At 58.0% G+C, this 25032-nt stretch carries 7 protein-coding genes; 4 read left to right on the forward strand and 3 right to left on the reverse strand.

All coding sequences use genetic code 11. The annotated features are described in order from the left end of the window. Nucleotides 1–28: 28 nt before the first annotated feature. From P6287_RS15875 to speA, 3 genes are all read right to left on the reverse strand, one after another. Nucleotides 29–16054 carry an Ig-like domain-containing protein gene (locus tag P6287_RS15875; RefSeq protein ID WP_277974070.1) on the reverse strand — a complete coding sequence of 5342 codons (16026 nt, stop codon included), beginning with the start codon at nt 16052–16054 and terminating at the stop codon, nt 29–31. Between the two features lie 376 nt (nt 16055–16430). Continuing rightward, a complete protein-coding gene (locus tag P6287_RS15880; protein ID WP_277974071.1) occupies nt 16431–17120 on the reverse strand; it encodes an EAL domain-containing protein in 690 nt (229 codons plus the stop codon). 714 nt (nt 17121–17834) lie between these two features. Further along, nucleotides 17835–19814, reverse strand: a complete 1980-nt coding sequence (gene speA / locus P6287_RS15885) for a biosynthetic arginine decarboxylase (RefSeq protein WP_101761914.1) — start codon at nt 19812–19814, stop codon at nt 17835–17837. Between the two features lie 782 nt (nt 19815–20596). On the opposite strand from speA, the gene metK reads away from it, so the two are divergent. From metK to endA, 4 genes are all read left to right on the forward strand, one after another. Further along, nucleotides 20597–21751, forward strand: coding sequence for a methionine adenosyltransferase (gene metK, locus P6287_RS15890; RefSeq protein WP_061720231.1), 1155 nt, complete (start codon nt 20597–20599; stop codon nt 21749–21751). Nucleotides 21752–22211: 460 nt separating this feature from the next. Beyond that, nucleotides 22212–23606 carry a sugar porter family MFS transporter gene (locus tag P6287_RS15895; protein ID WP_110868021.1) on the forward strand — a complete coding sequence of 465 codons (1395 nt, stop codon included), beginning with the start codon at nt 22212–22214 and terminating at the stop codon, nt 23604–23606. A gap of 82 nt (nt 23607–23688) precedes the next feature. Further along, nucleotides 23689–24201, forward strand: coding sequence for a SprT family zinc-dependent metalloprotease (locus tag P6287_RS15900; RefSeq protein ID WP_277974072.1), 513 nt, complete (start codon nt 23689–23691; stop codon nt 24199–24201). 88 nt (nt 24202–24289) lie between these two features. Continuing rightward, nucleotides 24290–24997 (forward strand): deoxyribonuclease I, encoded by a 708-nt coding sequence (gene endA / locus P6287_RS15905; RefSeq protein WP_277974073.1) that lies wholly within the window; start codon nt 24290–24292, stop codon nt 24995–24997. Nucleotides 24998–25032: the final 35 nt, after the last annotated feature.

Below are 25032 nucleotides of genomic sequence, written 5' to 3' on the forward strand. Positions count from 1 at the left end.
CTAACTGCATCCCTGCATCACAGAGCGATTACGCCGTGTGGTTTTGGTGCGGTTGTTGCAGCAGCTCCTCCAGAGAAACGTTCACGCCTTCCAGCGTAATCAGCTGAGTGGTGCTGTAACCCGTACCGGTACCATCACGGTCAATGGAGAGCACCGTATTGCCATCTGAAGTATGATCCACTTTCACGAAATCATTAATATTACTTGTGGAATCATTCCAGCCGATAAGCAAGTTACTGACGTCAATTTTGTCGCCTTGCGCGACATTGAAGTCGGTCCAGGTATCGTGACCGTTACCGCCGGTAGCATCCGCACTCGCCAGTAAGTGATATACCAACGTATCTGCGCCGGCACCGCTGGTGATGGTGTCGTCGTAGGCACCGCCGGTTAGCGTGTCAGCCCCCGTGGTTCCTGTGATAGTTGGATGCAGCTCAATGGTGAACGACTGCGTGGTGATGGTGCCATCGCTCGCCGCCAGGGTGTAACTGAACACCTCTTTATGGGTAATGGATTGTCCATCCACGCCCGCATTCAGTGAATAGGTGTAGTTACCGTTGGCGGCAATACTCAGCACACCAAAGTCGCCGGCAATCGACGTCGTACCCACGCTGTGAACCGTGGTGATATCGCCGTGTTCATTAGTGATACTCAAGGTTCCGGTGTGCGTGCCCGATGCTGAACCGTAGATGCTGCCGCTGGCATCGTGGTCATTGGTGGCTTCGGCCACCAGACTGTTGGTCGCCAGCAGCGTGCTGGTGGATGCACCGTTGTGCAGGTTCACCGTCAGGCTCGCCGAGGTCACCGCGCCGCTGGCATCACGCACCGAATAGGTGAAGACGTCGGTGGCTGGCACCAGATCGGCATCCAGTCCCGCCTTCAGCGTATAGGTGTAGTTACCGTGCGAATCGATGGTCAGCGTACCGTAGCTGCTGGTGATCACCGTGTTACCGGTGGCCGCAATCGCATTGCCAGTCACCTGGGTGACCACCGTACCGTTCGGCACCGTACCGGCGACGGAGCTGGTATCGTTGGTCAACAGGTTGCCGGTGACAGTTGCCGCCACGGTCAACGCCAGCGTCGTAATATCCGACGTGGTGGTGACGGTAGTCGATGGCAACACACCAACACCGGTGCTGGTGCCCAACAGCACGGCATAGTTACCTGTACCGAGGTTGCTGTAAGTCACGTTGCCACCGGTTTGTGTACCAATGGTCAGAACCGTGGTGATGTAGTTGGCGTTGCTGGATTTCAGCGCCCAGGTGCCGTTCGCCTGCTGTTGATAGAGGTACAAGGTATAAGTCGATGTCAGCGCCGCCAGGCTGGTGGCCGAGGCGTGTAATGTCACCGTGCGCGTATCCCCTGCGCCAACGTTAAACATATAGGCGTTAGTGCTGCTCAATACTCCCACACCCAGCACGCTGCCGAGGTTAACGCTCAGCAATGCGACGCTGGTCGAACTGGTATTGGCATTGGTGATGGTGCCGATTTGGGTGGTGTAATCCACTTCGTTGACATCATTCGCTGCCACGATTTGAATCGCACCGGTCAGCGGGGTGCTGGTCGATATGTTGCCTGCGCGGTCAGTCTGAATCACCGACAGCGAAGCACCGGTGGTTTGCGCCGTACTCAGGCTCACCGACCATGAACCGCCGCTGCCTACCGTCGTTGTACCCAGCGCGTTACCGCCCGCATCACGTACCGTTACCGTTGCCCCCACTTCACCGCTACCGGTGACCGTGGTACCGGCACCGTTGATTGCCAGGCCACTTACCGCCGCAGGCGGCACAGTATCGACGTTCACCGTCACCGCCGTGTTACCGGTGCTGACGTTACCCGCCGAATCAGTCACCGTTACGCTCAACGGATGCGCACCGTTCGCCAGTGCGCTGGGGGTGTAAGTCCAGCTGCCACCGGCGCCAACCGTTACTGAACCCAGCGCGGTGGTGCCATCGTAGATGGTGACAATCGCGCCCACTTCCGCCGTGCCGTTCAACACCGGCGTGGTGTCACGGGTGTACGCGCCATTGGTCAACGTCACCGGCGTGCTGCCGGCGTCGTCGGTAATGGTGAGCGTACTGGCCGTTGGTGCCACAGTGTCGATGCGCAGCGTGGTCGAGGCGTTCGGGCTGACGTTGCCCGCCGCATCGGTTGCCGTCACGTTCAGCGTATGGGTGCCGTTGCTCAGCGCAGTTGAGACGAAGCTCCATGTGCCACCGCTGCCCACCGTGGTGGTGCCCAGCAGTGTGGTGCCGTCGTACACGCTGATCCGTGCCCCGACTTCGCCGTTACCGGTCAACAGCGGCGTGCTGTCGTTGGTAATGCCGTTATTCGGGATGGTCACCGCCGTGCTGCCGTTGTTATTGGCGGCAACCAGGTTAGTGACCGCCGCTGGCGGCGTGGTATCGATAATGACCGACGCCGACGTCGTCCCGCTGACGTTACCGGCCGTGTCCGTTACCGTCACGCTCAATGGATGCGTGCCCTGCGTGAGCGCGGCGGTGGTGAAGGTCCATGCGCCAGTGCTACCCGCAATCGCCGTGCCTAACAAGGTGCCACCATCGTAGATCGAGACGCGGCTGCCCGCTTCCGCCACGCCGCTCAGCGTTGGCGTGGTGTCGTTGGTAGCACCGCCGCTCGGTACCACGGTACTGGTGACATCATTGGTGATCACCAGCGTTGACGCCGCTGGTGCCACGGTATCCACCGTAATGGAAACCGTCGCCGATGCCGCACTGGTGTTACCCGCTGCATCGGTCACCGTCACGCTCAGCGGATGGCTACCGTTGCTCAGGGTCGCGGTGGTGAAGCTCCATGCACCTGAACCATTGGCGGTGGTGGAACCAATCACGGTGGTACCGTCGTAGATGGTCACAATCGCGTTGGCTTCCGCCGTGCCGCTCAGGGTTGGCGTGGCGTCATCGGTAAAGGCACCGTTCGCCAGCGGCCCCTGAAGAGTGCCGACGTCATCATTGATCACCAGATTGGTCACCGGATTCGGCGCCACGGTATCAATCGTCAGGATGGTTGAGGCGTTCGGGCTCACGTTGCCCGCCGCATCGGTTGCCGTGACGTTCAGCGTATGTACACCGTTGCTCAGCGCCGTCGAGACGAAGCTCCATGTGCCACCGCTGCCCACCGTGGTGGTGCCCAGCAGCGTGGTGCCATCGTAAACGCTGATCTTCGCGCCAATCTCGCCGGATCCGGTCAACAGCGGCGTATTGTCGTTGGTCACGCCGTTGTTCGGAATGGTCACCGCTGTACTGCCGTTATTGTTAGCGGCCACCAGATTGGTGACTGCCGCTGGCGGCGTGGTATCGATGGTTACCGAGGCCGAGATACTGCCACTAACGTTACCCGCCGCGTCAGTGACCGTGACGCTGAGTGGATGCGTGCCGGTGGTGAGCACGCCGGTGGTAAAGGTCCATGCGCCTGTGCCATTCGCAATCGCCGTCCCCAGCAACGTCGCGCCATCATAAATCGACACGCGGCTGCTCGCTTCCGCCACGCCGCTCAGCGTTGGGGTGTTGTCGTTGGTGAAGCCACCACTCGGCACCGTGGTACTGGTGATGTCATTGGTGATCACCAGCGTTGAGGCCGCTGGCGCCACGGTGTCTACCGTGATGGAAACCGGCGTGGTGGCGGCACTGGTGTTACCCGCTGCATCTTTCACCGTTACGCTCAGCGGATGCACACCGTTGCCTAGCGTGGCAGTGGTGAAGTTCCACGCACCGCCCGCGCCGGCCACCACTGAACCCAGCACCGTGGTGCCGTCGTAAATGGTGACAATCGCATTCGCTTCCGCCGTACCGCTCAGCGTTGGTGTGGCATCATCGGTCACCGCACCGTTCGCCAGCGGCCCCTGAATGCCGCCCACATCGTCGTTGATCACCAGGTTAGTGACGGGCGCAGGTGCCACGGTATCCACGGTCAGGGTAAGCGTCGCATTCGGGCTGACGTTGCCCGCTGCATCCGTCGCCGTGACGTTGAAGGTGTGCGCCCCCTCCGCCAGCGTTGGCGTGGTGAAGCTCCATGCGCCGTTAGTGCCTGCGGTAACAGAACCGATAATCGAGGTGCCATCGCGGATAATCACCAGACTGCCCGCTTCTGCCGTACCGCTCAGCGCTGGCGTGTTGTCATTGGTGCTGCCGTTATTGGCAATCGCCACCGGCGTGCTGCCGTTGTTGTTGGCCGCGGCCAGACCGGTTACCGCCCCCGGCGCGACGGTATCGATAATCACCGTGGCCGAGGTGCTGCCGCTGACGTTACCCGCCGCATCGGTAACCGTGACGCTCAGTGGATGAGCGCCTTGCGTCAGCACATCGGTGGTGAAGGTCCATGCGCCGTTGCTGCCTGCCACCGCCGTACCCAGCAGGGTGCCGCTATCGTAAATCGACACGCGGCTGCCGGCTTCCGCCGTACCGCTCAGCGTTGGCGTGCTGTCGTTAGTTGCACCACCATTCGGTACCGTGGTGCTGGTGAGATCATTAGTGATTAACAAGGTTGCGTTGGCTGGCGCCACCGTATCGACATTGACCGTGAAGTTGGTCGCCGCGCTGGTGTTACCGGCTGCATCGCGTACCGTCACGCTCAACGGATGCGATCCGTCGCTCAATGCGGCTGTGGTAAGGCTCCACGCACCATTGCTGCCCGCCACCACAGAACCCAGCACCGTGGTGCCTTCCGAGATAATCACGATGTTGCCAGCGGTAGCATTACCGCTCAGCGTTGGCGTGTTGTCATCGGTCGCCGCACCGCTGGTGAGTGCCCCTTGTGTTGCACCTACGTTGTCAGAAACCACCAGATCGGTGACTGGCGTTGGTGCTGCTGTGGTCACAGTGAAGCTGATCGCCGCATTCGGGCTGACGTTACCGGCGAGATCGGTCGCCGTCACGTTCAGGGTATGCAGACCATCAGCCAGCGTGGGTGACGTGAAGCTCCATGCGCCGTTGCTGCCTGCGGTGACAGAACCGATAACGTCGGTGCCATCACGGATCACCACCACGCTGCCCGCATCTGCCGTACCGCTCAGTGCTGGCGTGTTGTCATTGGTGCTACCCCCCGCAGCAATGGTCACCGGCGAACTGCCGTTGTTGTTGGCAGCAGTCAAACCGCTCACCGCCGTTGGTACGACGGTATCTACGATCACCGTTGCCGTGCTGGATGCCGCGCTGGTGTTACCGGCGGCATCTGTTACGCGAACGGTGAGCGAATGGCTGCCTTCGCCCAGTACCGGTGAAATAAAGCTCCATGCTCCGCCTGTTCCGGCAGCAACCGAACCGAGCAAGGTCGTACCGTCGTAAACGGTGATCACACTGCCCACTTCTGCGGTACCGCTCAGCGTCGGCGTGTTGTCGTTGGTCGAACCGCCATTTGGCACCACTGTGCTGGTGACGTCGTTGGTGACCACCAGCGTCGAAGCGTTGGGTGCCACGGTATCGACCGTGAGGTTCACAACATCAGAGCGTGGACTGACGTTACCCGCCGCATCCGTCACGGTGACGCTCAGCGCATGTCCGCCCTGACTCAGCGTTGGCGACGTGAAGTCCCACTCACCGCTACCATTGGCGACCGTTGAGCCGATAACCGTGTTGCCGTCATAAATCGTAACAATGCCGTTGGCTTCCGCGAGACCGGCGAGCCGCGGGGTACTGTCGTTGGTGGTGCCATTGTTAGCAATGGGCACGGTTACGCCGTCGTTGTTATTAGCGGCAGAGAGGTTAGTTACTGCAAGCGGTGCCACGGTATCAATAGTGAAGTTCACCGTTGGCGAGGTTGCGCCCGGATTACCCACTGAATTGACCGTGGTGACATAGATGCCGTGCGGTCCATCATTCAGCGTTGGCGTGAAGGTCCACTGTCCGGTCGCACCGACGGTAACGCTACCCAACACGGTAGCACCATCGTGAATGGTAATCACATCCCCCACATCTGCCGCGCCGGTTAATACCGGCGTACCGTCCTTGATGTTGGCGCCGTCATTCACGGTAACCAGTGAATTGCCGCTATCGTCGGTGATCACCAGCGTACTGACCGCTGGCGGCAGATCCGCCGTGATATTGAGCGTAAACGCCGGACTGCTTGCCGCGCTGACGTTGCCTGCTACATCGGTCACTGTGAAGGTGAAGTTATGCTCGCCGTTTGAGAGCGCGCTGCCCGGCGTGAAGCTCCATGTGCCGCCAGTGGCGATCACGGTGCCCAGCAGCGTGGTGCCATCGTAAACCGACACTCGGCTGCCCGCTTCAGCGGAGCCGCTCAGCGTTGGCGTGTTGTCATCGGTGGTGTCACCCGACAGCAACGGACCGGTGCTGCCCCCCTCATCGTCTGTTACGACAAGATTGCTGACCGTTGCCGGTGCAGCCGTATCAATATTAATCGTAATCGGTATCGCTTCCGGGCCCGTGGTGCCCGCAGCGTTGGTGACTGAAACGGTGAAGCTGTGCTGGCCATCATCTAAAGCCGCAGTTTCAAAGCGCCACTCGCCGTTGTCGCCTACCGTGGTGGTGCCAAGAAGATCGCTGCCCTCGTAGATGTTGATGATGGTGCCCGCTACACCGGTTCCGCTCAGCAAAGGCGTGTTGTCGTTGGAGTCACCGTCATCCGCCACCTGCACGGTGGTAGTGGCCGCATTATTGTAAATAGCGAAGCTCGACACCGCTGCCGGCGTAGAGGTGTCCACCGTCAATGATACCGAGGCATTGGCGCTCACGTTGCCCGCCGCATCGGTCACGGTGACATTCAGCGTATGGGTGGCGTCCGTCAGCGCGCTGGTGGTGATGCTCCATGCGCCGTTGCTGCCTGCTACGGCTGAACCCACTAAGGTGGTGCCGTCATAAACGCGAACGATCGCGTTGGCTTCCGCCGTGCCGCTGATGGCTGGCGTGCTGTCATTGGTAATGCCGCCATCGGCAATGGTCACCGGTGAGCCACCATTGTTATTTTGCAGCAGCAGATCGTCAGCCGGTTGCGGTGCGGTGGCATCCACCACCACGGTAAAGGTCGAGGATGGCGAACTGACGTTGCCGACCTCGTCGGTTACGGTGGCGGTCAGCGTATGCGAACCCTCAGTTAAGGTCGGTGAGCTGAAGCTCCAGGTTCCGCCCGCCGTTGCGGTGGTCGAGCCGATCACGGTGGTGCCATCATAAAGAGTGACCAGGCTGCCCGCTTCCGCTGTGCCACTCAGCAACGGCGTGTTGTCGCTGGTGGTGGCGCCGTTCGGCACCAGTACGGGCGTCCCGCTGTTGTCATTGTTCACCACCAGCGTGGCTGGCGCTGGAACCACGCTGTCGACGGTAAAATCAATCGCCGGTGACGCTGTACTCACATTGCCCGCCGCATCCACCACGGTGGTGCTCAGGCTGTGCGCGCCCTCATCCAGCGTGGGTGAGGTGAAGCTCCACTGGCCGTTGCTGCCCACCGAAGCGCTACCGATGATGGTTGTGCCGTCACGGATAATCACCGTGCTACCCGCTTCGGCGGTACCGGTGAGGAATGGCGTGTTGTCGTTGGTGAAGCCGCCGTTGGTGATAGCCACTGGCGACGTGCCTTCATCATTACTGGCCACCACGTTCAGCGCCGCCGCTGGCGGTGTGGCATCAATCACGACGCCAATGGTGCTCGGCGCACTGACGTTTCCTGCCGCATCGCTGGCCGTGACGCTAAAGGTATGGGTTCCATCCGCCAGCGCGTTCGCCGGCGTGAAGGTCCAGGTTCCGCCCGCCCCGACGGTGGTGGATCCCAACACGCCGTTTTGATCGGATACGGTGATGATGCTGCCCGCTTGTCCAGAACCGCTCAGCACCGGTGTGCTGTCGTTGGTGAGCCCGCCGTTCGGAATGCTAACGGGTGTACCAATATCGTTGGTCAGCGTCAGGCCGGTCGCCGCTGGTGGTGCCACGGTATCTACGGTGACGGTGATGGTGCTGCTTGCCGGTCCGGTGTTACCTGCGGCGTCACGCACCGTCACGCTCAGGTTGTGCGTGCCATCGGTCAGACTGGGTGAGAAGCTCCAGGCGCCCTGCGCATCGGCGACGGTGCTGCCCAGCACGGTGGTGCCGTCAGACACAATCACAATGCTGTTGGCTTCTGCGGTACCGCTCAACTCTGGCGTGTTGTCGTTGGTGGTGCCGTTGTTAGCAATCGGCACCGGCGAACCGCCGTTGTCGTTGTTCAGCACCAGTCCGGTTGCCGCAACAGGCGCAACGGTATCAACGTTAAAGGCGATTGCTGCGGAGGCAGGACCGACGTTACCCGCAGGATCGGTGACGGTCGCCGTCAGGCTGTGCGCACCTTCACCCAACGTTGGCGTGGTGAAGCTCCACTGTCCGTTACTGCCAACAATCGCGGTGCCCAGCACGGTAGCGCCATCCAGCACGGTCACGGTGCTGCCGGCTGCAGCGGTACCGCTGATCGCCGGTGTGGCATCGTTGGTGGTGCTGCCTGCCGCAATCGTAACCGGTGAACTGCCGTTGTTGTTGTTCAGCGCGATCGCGCCCGGCGCCACTGGCGGCGTGGTATCAATACTGAAGTTCAGGGCCGCGGACGGCGAACTGACGTTACCTGCAGCATCGGTCACCGTGGTGGTCAGGCTGTGATCGCCCTCGCCCAGCTCCGGCGAAGTGAAGCTCCAACTGCCGCCGCTGCCGACCACAACCGAGCCCAGCACGTTGCTGCCGTCAGAAACAATCACGATGCTGCCTGCTTCAGCGCTGCCGCTCAACACCGGTGTGGTGTCGTTGGTAGCGCCGCCTGCAGCAATCGGTACCGACGTTTGGCCGGAATCATTGCTCAGTTGCAGCCCTGTCGCCGCATTCGGTGCCTCGGTATCGACGATAAAGGCGATTGCCGTAGACGGAGCGCTGCTGTTGCCTGCGGCGTCAGTGACGGTTGCCGTCAGGCTGTGCGCGCCCTGGCTCAGCGCTGGTGAAGTGAAGCTCCAGGTTCCATCGGTGCCAACAATCGTCGAGCCCAGCACGGTGGTGCCGTCACGCACGATGATGATGTTGTCCGCCTCGGCGGTACCGCTCAGCACCGGCGTGGTGTCGTTAGTGGCTCCGCCCGAGACGATTGGCGTTGGCGTGCTGCCCTGATCGTTACTGAGTGCTACCGTAATCACGGCTGGCGGCGCGGTGATATCGATGGTAACCGCGTACGGCGTAGAGGCCGGGCCGACGTTACCGGCCGGATCGGTGACGGTAGCGGTCAGGCTGTGCGCGCCCTCGTCCAGCGGATTGGCCGGAGTGAAGCTCCATTTGCCATCGGTGCCGACGGTGGTGCTGCCCAGCACCTCGGTGCCATCACGCACCGTGACGACGCTGCCCGCTTCGGCACTGCCGCTCAACACTGGCGTGGTGTCGTTGGTGCGACCGCCGGTATCAACAGGAATCGCCGTGCCGCTGTTGTTATTGCTGAGCTGCAGATCGGTGGCGGCGGCTGGCGGTGAGGTATCCACGGTAAAGGTAACCGGCGTGGATGCGCCGCTGCTGTTGCCCGCCGCATCGGTGACGGTGGTGGTCAGGCTGTGTGCGCCCTCGCCCAGCGCGATCGTTGGCGTAAAGCTCCAGTTGCCGTCGGTGTCCGCCGTGGCGGTGCCCAGCACGGTGGTGCCATCCAGTACCGTGACGGTGCTGCCCGCTTCGGCGCTGCCGCGCAACACGGGCGTGTTGTCGTTGGTGATACCGCCAGCGGCAATCGCCGTACCGCCGTCGTTACTCAGTTGCAGACCGGTTGAGGTTGCTGGTGGCTGCGTATCCACGGTGAAGTTAATCGGCGCAGACGGATCGCTGACATTACCCGATGCGCTGGTGACGGTGGTGGTCAGGCTGTGCGCGCCTTCGCTTAACGCCGGCGTACTGAAGCTCCAGCTGCCGCCGCTGCCAACCACAACGGTGCCGAGCACGGTGGTGCCATCCAGTACGGTGACGGTGCTGCCCGCCGCTGCGCTACCGCTGAGCACCGGCGTGGTGTCATTGGTCGCGCCGCCGGACGCAATCGGAACTGGCGTGCCGCCGTTGTCATTGTTCAGCTCAAGATCAGCTGCGACTGGCGGTTGGGCGGTGTCGATATTGACGACGATGGGGGCCGATGCCGGGCCAACGTTACCGGCCGGATCGGTGACGGTCGCAGTAAGCGTGTGCTCTCCCGCCGTCAACGGTGCGGTTGGGATCACGCTCCAGCTGCCATCGCTGCCAACGGCTGCGCTGCCGATCACGGTAGTGCCATCACTCACCGTGACGATGCTGCCCGCTTCTGCGATGCCGCTCAGCGCAGGTGTGGTGTCATTAGTGGTGCCGCCCGCAGCAATCGGTACCGGCGTCGCTCCTTCATTGTTGCTGAGTTGCAGACCCGTTGCCGCCGCAGGTGGCGTGATATCCACAGTGACCACAATGGGCGCAGAGGGCGCACCGGTGTTACCCGCCGGACTGGTAACGGTGGCGGTCAGGCTGTGATTGCCCTCGTTCAGTGCTGGCGTGGTGAAGCTCCATGTTCCGCCGCTGCCAACGGTGACGGTACCGAGTACGGTACCGTCATCAGAAACGGTAATGGTGCTGCCCGCTGCTGCGGTGCCGCTCAATACTGGCGTTGCATCGTTGGTGGCCGCACCAGAGGGAATAGGTACAGACGTGCCGCTGCTGTCGTTACTCAGCTGCACACCGCCCGGTGCTGGCGGTGCCGTGGTGTCGATGGTGAAGGTCAATGGCGTGCTGGCCGCGCCGGTATTGCCCGCCGCATCGGTCACGGTGGTGGTCAGGCTGTGTGAACCATCGCCGAGCGCCGGAGAGGTAAAGCTCCAGTTACCATCGTTGCCGACGGTCACCGAACCCAACGCCGTACTGCCATCAGACACCGTCACGACGCTGCCTGGTTCCGCACGACCGCTCAACACTGGCGTGACATCGTTGGTGGTGCCGCCATCCGCGACCGGCACCAGCGTGCCGCTGCCATCGTTGCTCAGTTGCAAATCGGTAGCCGCTGCCGGTGGCGTGGTATCCACAATCACAATCACCACCGACGACGCAGGGCCGACGTTACCGGCCGTATCGGTGACGGTGGTGGTGAGATTGTGCTGCCCTTCAGTCAGCGGATCGGTTGGTGTAAAGCTCCAGTTGCCGTCGATGCCGGTGATTGCGGTGCCCAGCACCGTAGTGCCATCGCTCACCGTCACGGTGCTGCCCGGTTCGGCGGTGCCGTTCAGGGTTGGCGTGGTGTCGCCGGTGGTGCTACCTGAAGCCAGCGGCGTGCCGTCGTCGTTGGTGAACTGCACATTGCCCGCTGCGGCAGGCGGCTGGGTATCGATGGTCACCGTCACCGGCGTAGAAGCCGGGCCGGTATTGCCAGCGGCATCGGTAACGGTTGAGGTCAGGCTATGATCGCCATCGCTCAGCGGTGGCGTGGTGTAACTCCAGCTGCCATCGTTGCCCACCGTGGTGGTGCCGAGCACGGTGGTGCCATCCGAGATGGTGACCGTACTGCCCGCTTCACCGCTGCCGCTCAAGGTTGGCGTGTTGGTGTTGGTGCTGCTGCCTTCCGGGATCGGCACACCCGCACCATCTTCCAGCGCCACGCCGGTTGGCGCGGTCGGCACCACGGTATCAATGGTGATGTTGATGGTTGGCGAATCGGTCTCCACGCCGGTTGTGGCGTTAGTGGCGACCGCGTGGAAAGCGTAAGTGGCATCGGCCAGCGCCGCAGGTGTGAAGTTCCACTGCCCATCGCTACCCGCGACCGTGCTGCCAATGAGGGTGGTGCCGTTATACAGCGTGATCAGATCGCCCGCGCCTGCCTGGCCGCTAAGAATCGGCGTGGTGTCGTTAGTGCTGGAGTTGTTTGGCAGTTCAACCAGCGTGCTGCCGCTGTCGTCGGTCACCACCAGCAGGCTGCTGGTCGCCGGAACGCCAGCATCGACATTGAGGGTAAATACCGGCGACGACGGGCTAACATTGCCTGCCGCATCGGTAACGGTGGTGGTCAGGCTGTGTTGGCCGTTAGTCAGCGCGGCATCTGGCGTGAAGCTCCAGCTACCGTCGCTGCCCGCTGTCGCTGAGCCCAGCAGCGTGGTGCCGTCATAGACGCGCACCACCGATCCCGCTTCGGCGCTGCCGCTCAAAGTTGGCGTGCTGTCGTCGGTGATGGTGCCCGAAGTCAACGGACCGGTGCTGCCGCCGACGTTATCGTTTACCACCAAACCGCTGACCGGCGCTGGCGCGGTGGTGTCTACGCTGAAGGCGATCGGTGTGGTCGCCGGGCTGACGTTGCCCGCCGCATCGGTCACGGTGGTGCTCAGGCTGTGATTGCCCTCCGCCAGCGTCGGTGTGGTAAAGCTCCAGTTACCGTCGCTGCCGACCGTCACGGTACCCAACACGGTGGTGCCATCAAGGATAGTGACGGTGCTGCCCGCTTCCGCGCTGCCGCTTAAGACTGGTGTCGCGTCATTGCTGGCACCGCCGGCGGTAACTGGCTGCGTAATGCTGCCCGCATCGTTGGTGAGTTCCACGTCGGTTGCGGCATCGGGCGCGATGGTATCCACGATGATGTTGATGGTGGCGGTATCAGTGACATTGCCGTTGGCATCGGTAATGGTGCCGTGCAACGCATGCGGACCATTGCCTAAACCGGTGACATAGAAAATCCACTGACCGTTACTGCCCGCCGTGGTGCTGCCCAGCACGGTGGTGCCGTCATAAAGGGTTATGATATTGCCGGGCCCCGCCAAACCGGTTAATACCGGGCTGTCATTGTTGGTGCTGGCGCCGTCAGTCAGCTGACCCACGGTATTGCCGTTTTCATCCGTCACTTCCAGCGACGATGTGGCTGGCGGAATAGCCGCATCAACGTTAATCACGATGGGTGGACTGGCTGGACCAACGTTACCGGCGCTGTCCGTGGCGGTGACGGTGAAGGTATGGCTGCCATTGCTCAACGCTGGCGTGGTGAAACGCCATGTGCCGTCGGTGTCCACGGTGGTGTTACCCAGCAGCGTGGTGCCATCGTAAATACTGATGGTGGCATTCGGCTCGCCGGTGCCGCTCAGGGTTGGTGCGCGGTCATCGGTGGTATCGCCGGACGTTAACGGTCCTTGTACCGCGCCGACGCTATCTTCGATCACCAGATCGGCAATAACGGCTGGCGGCGTGGTATCCACTGTTAAAGTAACGGCAGGCGACGCCGGACCGGTGTTGCCGGCCGGATCGGTGACGGTGGTGGTGAGGCTGTGGTTGCCGTCACTCAGGGTTGGCGAGGTGAAGCTCCAGCTGCCGTCGCTGCCCACCGTTACGCTGCCGAGCACGTTGGTGCCATCCAGCACGGTAACGGTGCTACCCGGTTCTGCGGTGCCGCTCAAGGTTGGCGTGTTGTCATTGCTGGTGCCGCCAGAGGCAATGGGTACCACGGTGCTGCCGCTGTTATCGCTCAATTGCAAGTCGCCAGCCGCTGCCGGCGCGGTGTTATCAATAGTGATGTTAAGGGTGCCGGAATCAGTCACATTGCCATTGGTATCAGTGGCCGTGGCGTGGAAGGCATAAGTCCCGTCAGCCAGCGCGGTAGCTGGCGTAAAGCTCCATTGCCCATCCGCACCCGCGACGGTGCTGCCGAGCAGCGTGGTGCCGTTATATAACTCGATGAGCGCGCCCGCCGAGGCCAGACCGCTCAAGGTTGGCGTGGTGTCCTGCGTGCTGGAACCTTCTGGCAACAGGCGAAGTGTGCTGCCGCTGTCATCGGTGATTTCCAGCGTGCTGGTGGTTGGCGGTACGCCAGCGTTGACGGTGAAGCCAACACCGGTTGTCGCCGGGCTGACGTTACCTGCCGCATCGGTCACCGTTACGCTGAGCGAATGGCTACCGTTGCTCAACGTTGGCGTGGTAAAGCTCCAGGTGCCGTCGTTGCCAACGGTGACGCTGCCGAGCAGCGTGCTGCCATCATAAATTTTGACGATGGCGTTGGCTTCACCGTTACCGGATAGCGTGGGTGTGCTGTCGTCGGTGGTGCCGCCCGCGGTGATTGGGCCGGTTGCAGCACCGACGTTATCGCTGATCACCACATTGCTGGCACCCGCAGGTGCCTGAGTATCCACGGTGAAGGCGATCGGCGTCGAGGTTGGACCCACATTACCTGCCGCGTCGGTGACCGTGGCGGTCAGGCTGTGACCGCCTTCGGTTAAGGTCGGCGCAGTGAAGCTCCATGACCCATTGCTGCCCACGATTGCCGTGCCGAGCACGCTATCGCCATCACGCACGATGACGGTGCTACCCGGTTCAGCGGTGCCGCTCAGCACCGGCGTGGTGTTATTGGTCGCGCCACCGGCGGCAATCGGTTGTAGCGTGCTGCCATCGTTATCGCTCAGCGTTACGCCACCAGCTGCAGCGGGCGCGACGGTATCCACCGTGATGGTGATGGTTGGCGTTTGCGTCACGCTGCCCGCGTTGTTATCAACGGTGGCGTGCAGCGCGTAGGCACCGTCAGCCAACGCAGTTGGGGTAAAGGTCCACTGACCATCGCTGCCCGCAACCACGCTACCCAGCACCGTGGTGCCGTTATACAGCGTGATCAGCGCACCCGCCGTCGCCAGGCCGCTCAGCGTTGGCGTGTTATCCTGAGTGCTGGCGCCGTTGCTGAGCTGCACCAGCGTGTTGCCGGAGTCATCGGTGATTTCCAGCGACGTTGTGGCAGGCGGAATAGCGGCCTGCACGGTGATTTCATGAGGGGCTGATGGCGCGCTGACGTTGCCAGCCGCATCGGTCACGGTCACAGTCAGGCTGTGGCTGCCGTTACTCAGGGCGCTGGTGGTGTAACTCCAGCTGCCATCGGAACCCACGACCGCCGTACCCAGCAGCGTTTGCCCATCATAAACGCTGACAATCGCGCCCACTTCACCGCTGCCGGTAAGCGTCGGCGTATTGTCATCGGTTGTCCCGCCGTTAGTTACGGTGCCGCCGCTGCCGCCTGAATTATCGTTAACCTGCAGGTCGATGACTGCTGCTGGCGCTTGCGTATCCACGGTGAAGGTGATGGTCGCTGGCGTGCTGACGTTGCCCGCTGCATCGGTGGCGGTGATGCTCAACGTATGGCTGCCCTCGCCCAGCGTTGGGCTGGTAAAGCTCCATGCACCGTTGCTGCCCACGGTGACACTGCCGAGCACCGTATCGCCATCGCGGATGGTGATAATCGAGCCCGCTTCCGCCGTTCCGCTCAGCACTGGCGTGGTGTCTTTGGTCGCGCCGCCGTTGGTGATGGGCTGCGCAGTCGAGCCGCTGTTGTTAATGACGCTCAGGTCGCCAACCGTTGCGGGCGCCACGGTATCCACGGTGAAATCCACCGGATTGGTCGCTGGGCTGGTGTTCCCCGCCGCGTCGGTGACGGTAGCGGTCAAACTATGCTGACCCTCCGCCAGCGCTGGCGTGGTAAAGCTCCAGCGGCCATCAGCGCCAACGGTGACAGTGCCGAGCAGCGTGCTGCCATCGTAAATGCTGACAATCGCGCCCGCTTCAGCGGTGCCGCTCAGCGTGGGTGTGTTGTCATCGGTAATGGCACCCGCGCCAATCGCGCCCTGGTACGGACCTACGGCGTCGTTGATCACCAAATCCGCGATGGCGGTTGGCGGCGTAGTGTCGTTTCCACCGGGATCGGTGGGATTGGTTGGGTTGGTAGGATTAGTTGGGTTGGTGGGATTGCCGCCGTTGTTACCGTCATCGGGATTGGTCGGCGAGGCATTACCGCCACCACCACCTGAACCGGCAAACAGCGCACCTAAGCCCGCCAGCGCCGCACCACCGATACCAAAGGCGGCAATGGTGCCGTTATTGGTGGTGTTTTCCGCTAACAGCCCTTCGGTGCTGTCGATTGAAACGTACTGGAAACCTTCTGTACCGGGATCTTCAACCCACCACATGGCGCCGCGATAGTCCTGCAGAACCAGATCGCTATCGCCATTCGGGCTATAAAAATTATGAATAACAACCACTTCACCAGACTTCGTGGTGACGACTAAATCATTACCATTGCGTGTGAAAGACTTAATATCAGACTGATTAAGATGCAGCTTCACCAAACTCGGAGCGGTCAAATTAACTTGATTTCCACTCAGCTCAGAAGCAACGGTCCCACCTTTTGGGGTTACTGAGATATTATTCATGTTATCGAGATCCCGCAGTTTCCATAATCACGCCCGGTATCAGCAGACACCGGCTTTTACAGCGAATAATCGCGACGATTATTCACTTCTTCTCTTGATCGATTTCATACAGGCTGAGAATGAAATCGCGTTGAGTTTTGTTTAGCCGCCATCCTGATAACTGATTGGTTTTATTTCTTAAAATCACCGCGGGAAAAATATATTTATTCTCAAGCGGCCGGGCACAAATGACGTGAAACGCATAAAGCCCAGGCTTTGACATTTTTTTACTTCCCCGAGGGATGAAACCAACCCAATAATTTCAGGATTAAGCTAATAAATTATCGAGATAGACGCTCTGCCACAAATAGCCCTGCATGCCATAAATTGCTTTATGCGACAGCAGGTCGACCTGTTGTTGATTTTCAACACCCTCAACGATGACGCCGTTGCATAATTCGTTGAGATGGTCGAGCAGAATGTCAAAGGTGCGACCGTCGCCAAATTGCCAAAAAAATTCTTTGTCAATCTTGACGATTTCAAATATTCCGCTATCAAACATGGAAAGGTTGGAATAACCCGGACCAAAGTCATCGAGCCATAAAGGGGCCGGCGTCACTTTCGCGACACCTTTTAAAATCAACAGATCGGCGCTATTAAATCGCGCAGTAAAGAATGCTGATATTTCCAGACGCAACAGCGTCAGTTGAGCCAGTTTTTCTTGTATTTCAGCATCTTTAAAAATGCTGGCTACGATATCTCTATCAACATTGACACTGACAATCTGGTCGAACCCTTTCTGGTATAGCTGAATAAGTTTTTCGATCTGGTGGAGGAATAACTGCCATTTAACGTCAGCAGAAAGCTGACTGAAGAACCCAACATCCCTTTCAGGGTTACGCTTATTATTGATATCTGCGTCGTCTGCAAGACGCGTTAACAATTCCCTGGCAATCACCTGGCCGGATAAATCGTAAACCGGCTCCAACAAGAACACTGTCTTCGGTTGATTGCTCATTTCATATCCTTACTGCAACTGCCTGATAGCCTTAAACTGTCAGGATTTCTCATGTAAGAAGTAAGGTAAACATTGATAAAACTTAATGTCTTAACTGAAGGTTAACGTACTACTTACACTTTGAGAAATAGATTTCAGTAAACACTTTAGGTAACTTCAATCGTTTAAATCAATCAATAACGTAAGTAAATTTCTCTAAAATTCACAAAAGCTCAGAAAATTCTTAATATAATTTAACTTATCGTTTACTTTAAGAGATCTGTAAAAACCTTATCGAATTGAAAAATAACGATAAAAAAAGATTCTGCACGATTTAATAGCTCTCCTTAACTCAAATTGCAAAATGTTTTATCTGGCATCTATGCTTCCAAAAAGCGCCAATAACCACTAATTTCTATGGTGACTATTAAAACATTAATGTTTAAATTTTTATTATGCATTACAAAGAATACATAACAGAATAACTGCTTAATCCATGATGAATCAGTAAGTAAGGTAAGGATATTAAGAAAATAATCAGCGTTGCCGACTCGCTTTATTAGAGAAAAGAAGGAGATAACATTTGGGGAGGTAAATGTGGGATTTACGTGGCGGGTTACAAATAAGCCAAAGGTGATCGTCTTCACAAATCAAATTAAATTATTATTTTCAGGCGCGGATATAGCAGGAAAAGCGAAAACCGAGCCCTTGCGAGCTCGGTTTAAGAACAATTAATTACTCATCTTCTAAATAGGTATAACCGTACAAGCCACTCTCGAATTCAGACAAGAACTGCGCGCGCAGCTCTTCATCTATATCCGTTTGTTGCGTTACCTGATCGCGGAACAGCGTCATCAAATCGTTAGGATTCAGCTGCACGTACTCAAGCATATCCGCCACGGTATCGCCCTCATCCGACAGCTGAACTTCCACGCTGCCATCCGGGAACGCAAACACATCAACCGCTTCGGTATCACCGAACAGGTTATGCATGTTGCCGAGAATTTCCTGGTACGCGCCTACCATAAAGAAGCCGAGCATCGGCGGATTGTCGATGTCGTATTCCGGCATCGGCATGGTGGTGGCAATGCCATCGCCATCGACGTAGTGATCGATGGTGCCATCGGAGTCACAGGTGATGTCGAGCAACACCGCACGACGCTTCGGCATTTTATTCAGCCCTTCCAGCGGCAGCACCGGGAACAGCTGATCGATGCCCCACGCATCCGGCATTGACTGGAACAGCGAGAAGTTGACGTAAATCTTATCCGCCATGCGCTCCTGCAGCTCATCGATGATCGGGCGATGCGCGCGGTTGCTGGGATCGAGATGCTGCTGAATGTAGTGGCAGATGCTCAGATAAAGCTGCTCTGCCCAGGCACGCTGGCCGAGATCGTAGGTGCCTGATGAATAACCGGTATGGATGTCGAACAGATCCATTTGGCTATCGTGCAGCCATTCGCGCAGCGAACGACGCACGTCAGGTTCGTGCATCTCCTGCCACGTATCCCACAGGCTCTGAATCGGACGCGGTGAATCGGCATCCGGTGCCACCGGCGTGCTGAACTCGTTACGCTCAACACCAATGATGTTGGACACCAGCACGGTGTGGTGTGCCGTCACCGCACGACCTGACTCGGTGATCACGGTTGGATGTTCCAGCCCGTTCTCTTCACAGGCATCGCCAATCGCCCAAATCACGTTGTTGGCGTATTCGTTCAGACCGTAGTTGACCGAGCAATCTGACTGCGAGCGGGTTCCTTCATAATCCACGCCCAAACCGCCGCCCACATCGAAGCATTTGATGTTAACGCCCAGCTTCGCCAGCTCCACGTAGAAACGCGCCGACTCACGCACACCGGTCGCGATGTCGCGGATGTTGGACATCTGCGAACCGAGATGGAAGTGCAGCAGTTGCAGGCTATCGAGACGGCCCGCTTTGCGCATGATATCGACCAGCTGTAACACCTGCGATGCTGCCAGACCAAACTTCGATTTTTCACCGCCGCTTGACTGCCACTTGCCTGAGCCCTGCGACGCCAGACGCGCACGGATACCGAGACGTGGAATCACATTCAGACGCTCGGCCTCTTCCAGCACCAGACGCACCTCGGTCATCTTCTCGATCACCAGATAGACTTTGTGGCCGAGCTTTTCACCGATCAGCGCCAGACGAATGTATTCGCGGTCTTTATAGCCGTTGCAGACAATCACCGAACGGGTTTTGCCGGCGTGGGCCAGCACAGCCATCAGCTCGGCTTTCGAACCGGCTTCCAAGCCCAGCGGTTCGCCAGAGTTGACCAGCGACTCAATCACGCGCTTATGCTGATTCACCTTGATTGGGTAAACCAGGAAGTAATCACCTTTATAGCCGTAAGATTCACGCGCGCGTTTGAAGGCGGCATTAATCGAACGCAGACGATGCTGGAGAATCTGCGGGAAGCAGAACAGCGCCGGCAGACGTTGACCGTCGGCTTCGCGCTCTTTCACCAGCTTCGCTAAGTCAACGCGCACTTCCGGCTGATCCGGATCGGGACACACGCTGATGTGCCCCAGTTCGTTGACGTCGTAATAGTTATTTCCCCACCAGGCAATGTTGTAGGTACGCAGCATTCTGCTCGCTTCCTGATCGTTCATTGCCACCTCCTGCATGGAGCGGAGTACACCTTGTTCGCCAGCTGACGAACCCTTGATATTCTTCATGTCGTCAGACATCGCGAACCTCAATTTTCCGTTGAAATATGAATTTGTTACCGAGTTTTTTCATGGTGGCGCCAGGTAAAAATTGCCTCATCCTGCTTGCTGCCTCTGTAAGGTTGCACTGTGCAATGCTGACTCTAAGTGTAAAACACCGCGCCAAAGTCGGGGCAAATAGCCTGAGACTTCCACGGTCAGTAGACAGCGAAATAGAGTAATAGATGCAGAGAAATGTTAACCGGCGCGCGTGTCGGGAGAATGAACACAACGTCGATAAGAGAAAAGAACGGGTTTGGAGTGTGAAAGGAGTGCCAGCGCGCCGGAACAGCGCAGTGAACCAAAGCGAGAGAAAGAGTGGTTCATTACTTTAATCACCTCCATCGCCTGCTTAAAGCATGCGAGAAACGGCTTGGGTGAAGGTCAGATTAAATGGCATCTGACAGCGCGACGCACGGCGGCGTCATCCTTTGCGGCTGTGGTCGACAGCAGCGGCGTTTTATACAGCCACGCGGGGTAAATTGCAAAATCTTTGTCAGTAACTGCGCGCGGTGTCAGGAAATGATTCCACTTAGGATGTTGCGGAAAATGCGGGATCGGAAAAAGCACTGGAAAAGTGCTCACTGAGTAACCTAGAATAGCCGTCCAGATGGTTTTCCATCTAAACTGATTAACATCCAGGCGGTGTGAGTTAATGCTCTCGCTGCCACTGCTTGCGGCTTTGCCTGAAGGGGCGTCGAGTCGGTCTGATCCCGCTTACGCTATGCAGTCGTATTCAAACCATTTTTAAGGTAAAGAACAGAATGGCTAAACACCTTTTTACATCTGAGTCCGTATCAGAAGGACATCCTGATAAAATCGCTGACCAAATTTCCGATGCCGTGCTGGATGCGATCCTCGAGCAGGATCCTAAAGCGCGCGTGGCCTGCGAAACTTACGTGAAGACCGGTATGGTGCTGGTTGGCGGTGAAATCACCACCAGCGCATGGGTGGATATCGAAGAGATCACCCGTAATACCGTACGTGAAATCGGCTATGTCCATTCCGATATGGGCTTTGATGCGAACTCTTGCGCAGTGCTGAGCGCGATTGGTAAGCAATCTCCAGACATCAATCAGGGCGTTGACCGTACCGATCCGCTGGAACAAGGCGCGGGCGATCAGGGCCTGATGTTCGGCTACGCCAGCAACGAAACCGATGTGCTGATGCCAGCGCCGGTCACCTACGCGCACCGTCTGGTGCAGCGTCAGGCTGAAGTGCGTAAAAGTGGTTCACTGCCGTGGCTGCGTCCGGATGCAAAAAGCCAGATCACCTTCCAGTACGATGACGGCAAAATTGTCGGTATCGATGCAGTTGTACTCTCGACCCAGCATGCTGAAGATGTGACCACCGCCGATCTGCGTGAAGCGGTGATGGAAGAGATCATCAAGCCGGTTCTGCCGACTGAGTGGATCACCGCCAGCACCAAATACCACATCAACCCAACTGGCCGTTTTGTCATCGGTGGTCCAATGGGCGACTGCGGTCTGACCGGTCGTAAAATCATCGTTGATACCTACGGCGGCATGGCGCGTCACGGTGGCGGCGCGTTCTCAGGTAAGGATCCGTCAAAAGTCGACCGTTCTGCCGCTTACGCTGCACGTTATGTGGCGAAGAACATCGTCGCGGCTGGCCTGGCTGACCGTTGTGAAATCCAGGTTTCTTACGCCATCGGCGTGGCTGAGCCAACCTCGATCATGGTTGAAACCTTCGGTACCGAGAAAGTCTCCACCGAGCAGCTGACGCTGCTGGTGCGCGAGTTCTTCGACCTGCGTCCATACGGCCTGATTCAGATGATGGATCTGCTGAAACCGATCTACAAAGAGACCGCAGCATACGGTCACTTTGGTCGTGAGCACTTCCCGTGGGAGCAGACTGACAAAGCCGCGCAGCTGCGCGAAGCGGCGGGTTTGAAGTAACAGACTCCTCTGCGGGCTGATGCCCTCTCCCACGGGAGAGGGCGACGCTGCACAATTTGACATCGAAGCTCGCTTTTGGCGGGCTTTTTTTTATGCCTTTGCATCGTCAGGCACATTTTTCTCCGCCGTCTACACTTCTTTCACCTCGCTTACAACTTAGTGATAACGATTACATTTTGAAATCCTTTATCAATCGGCAATTTAGAGATTTTTCAGCGTAGTTATTACTCTGAAAATGCGTTATTTTCAGCGTCGTCTGATAGCCGGTATTTAGTGCGATGTCAGAAACTTAAAGGGTGCTATACCTTACTGGTTACGTAACTATTTCGGGCGGAAAATGCTGGATTGCAGGGTTTCAGCGTGTGTAACCGATTACACTGATGTGATCTTACTCACTTTTTTCCGCCGACAGGTTTCATAACATTGATAACAACAACGATGGATAAACTTTGGAGGCTTCATGCCTGGTAATAATCACAAGAGCAGAACTTCAAATAAGGTCATGACCTTGTTTGTCTGCTTCTTAGCGGCGCTGGCCGGCTTGCTGTTTGGTCTGGATATCGGTGTTATCGCCGGTGCTCTGCCTTTCATCGCGAAAGACTTTAACGTCACTGCCCACCAGCAAGAGTGGATCGTCAGCTCAATGATGTTTGGTGCTGCCGTCGGTGCTGTCGGCAGCGGCTGGATGTCATCGCGTCTGGGTCGTAAAAAGAGCCTGATGGCCGGTGCGATTCTTTTCGTTATCGGTTCACTGTGGTCTGCGGGTGCAACCAGCCCGGAAATGCTGATCGCCGCGCGTGTGGTGCTTGGCCTGGCCGTGGGTGTTGCCTCTTACACCGCGCCGCTGTATCTCTCGGAAATCGCACCAGAGAAGATTCGCGGAAGTATGATTTCGCTGTATCAGCTGATGATTACCATCGGTATTCTGGCGGCGTATCTCTCCGATACCGCGTTCAGCGACGCTGGCGCATGGCGCTGGATGCTGGGCATCATCACTATTCCTGCGGTACTGCTGCTGGTTGGCGTCTTCTTCCTGCCCAACAGCCCACGCTGGCTGGCGGCTAAAGGTGATTTCCGCAGTGCTGAGCGCGTATTATCGCGTCTGCGTGATACCAGCGAGCAAGCAAAACGTGAACTGGATGAAATCCGTGAAAGCCTGAAAATTAAACAGTCGGGCTGGCAGCTGTTCCAGAGCAACAGCAACTTCCGCCGCGCAGTGTTCCTTGGCGTGCTGTTGCAGGTGATGCAGCAGTTCACCGGCATGAACGTCATCATGTACTACGCACCGAAGATCTTCGAAATCGCTGGCTTTGCCAACACCACGCAACAAATGTGGGGCACGGTGATTGTTGGTCTGGTGAACGTATTGGCGACCTTTATTGCTATCGGTCTGGTGGATCGCTGGGGCCGTAAACCTACGCTGCTGCTGGGCTTCCTGGTGATGGCGCTGGGTATGGGCATTCTCGGCACCATGCTGCACATCGGCATCCATTCTCAAGAAGCGCAATACTTCGCGGTGGCGATGCTGCTGATGTTCATCATTGGTTTTGCGATGTCTGCTGGCCCGCTGATTTGGGTACTGTGTTCCGAGATTCAGCCGCTGAAAGGCCGCGACTTCGGTATCACGGTGTCCACCGCGACCAACTGGATTGCCAACATGATTGTCGGTGCTACCTTCCTGACCATGCTGAATACGCTGGGCAACGCGCCAACCTTCTGGGTTTACGCCGGTCTGAACGTGTTCTTCATTCTGCTGACGCTGGCGCTGATTCCAGAGACCAAAAACGTTTCGCTGGAGCACATCGAGCGCAACCTGATGTCCGGCAAAAAACTGCGCGATATCGGTCAGAAGTAATCCCGATGAGCGAATGCAAGGGCTGCCAATTGGCAGCCCTTTTTATTTGAGATCGTTCCGGCAACCTTTTATGCTGCCCTCCATGAAAACACCGCGCCTTCCCATCGCCTTACAACAAGCCGTTATGCGCTCGCTGCGCCACTATTTACAGCAGGCCAACGAAAAGCTGGAACGCCGCTTTGATGAGCCCTCGCTGGTTTATCAGCAGCGCGGCACCGCTGCGGGCACCGCATGGCTGGAGAAGTGGGAAATCCGCATCAATCCGGTGCTGCTGCTGGAGAATCAGCAGGCATTCGTTGATGAAGTGGTGCCGCACGAACTGGCGCATCTGCTGGTGTGGAAAACCTTTGGTCGCGTGCCGCCGCACGGCAAAGAGTGGAAATGGATGATGGAGAGCGTGCTCGGCGTGCCTGCGCGCCGCACCCACCAGTTTGAAATCGCCTCGGTGCGCAGCAACACCTTCCCCTATCGCTGCCGCTGTCAGCAGCATCAGCTCACCGTACGGCGCCATAATCGTGTGCTGCGCGGAGAAAGCGAATATCGCTGTGTGCACTGCAAATCCCTGCTGCAACCCGGTGAGTATTTATCGAATTAGTTCAGCAACCTAGCCTAATCTCATATCCCGTGCGTCATCATTCTGTTACCCTGCCGCCCTTTTTCAGGACCAGGTTAATTTTTGGAATATGTCTCGCAAAACGTTGCTGTTACTTACCTTGTTAGTTGCCCCACTTAGCGCTTACAGCCTCAGTTTCACTCACTATCATCAAAACAATTTTAGTCAGGCCAAAGCCTATGCCGCGCAGATCAACGCAGATGCGCCCGCCGACTTTTACTGCGGCTGCAAAATCAGCTGGCACGGCAAAAAGGGCGTACCGGATCTAAGCAGTTGCGGCTACAGCGTGCGTAAGAACGCCAATCGCGCCGAACGCATTGAGTGGGAACATGTGATGCCCGCGTGGGAGTTCGGCCATCAGCGTCAGTGCTGGCAAAACGGCGGCCGCAAAAGCTGCAGCAAAGATGCCGATTACCGCCGCATTGAGAGCGATCTGCATAACCTGCAGCCGGCGATTGGTGAAGTGAACGGCGACCGTAATAATTTCCAGTACAGCCAATGGAACGGCGGCGAACAGCAGTACGGTCAATGCAGCATGAAGATCGATTTTAAGCAGAAACTGGCGCAGCCGCCGGAGCGTGCGCGTGGCGCCATTGCCCGCACTTACTTCTATATGCGCGACCAATATCACCTGCGCCTGTCGCGTCAGCAAACCCAGCTGTTTACCGCGTGGGATAAGCAATATCCGGTGACGAGCTGGGAGTGTGAGCGCGACAATCGCATCGCCAAAGTGCAGGGAAATCACAATTCCTACGTACAGCAGGCTTGCCAGCGCTAAAAGCGCTACCCTACACTAGCTTTTTTCGATTGCGC

The organism is Pantoea sp. X85, assembly GCF_029623675.1.
Taxonomy (GTDB): domain Bacteria; phylum Pseudomonadota; class Gammaproteobacteria; order Enterobacterales; family Enterobacteriaceae; genus Pantoea; species Pantoea leporis.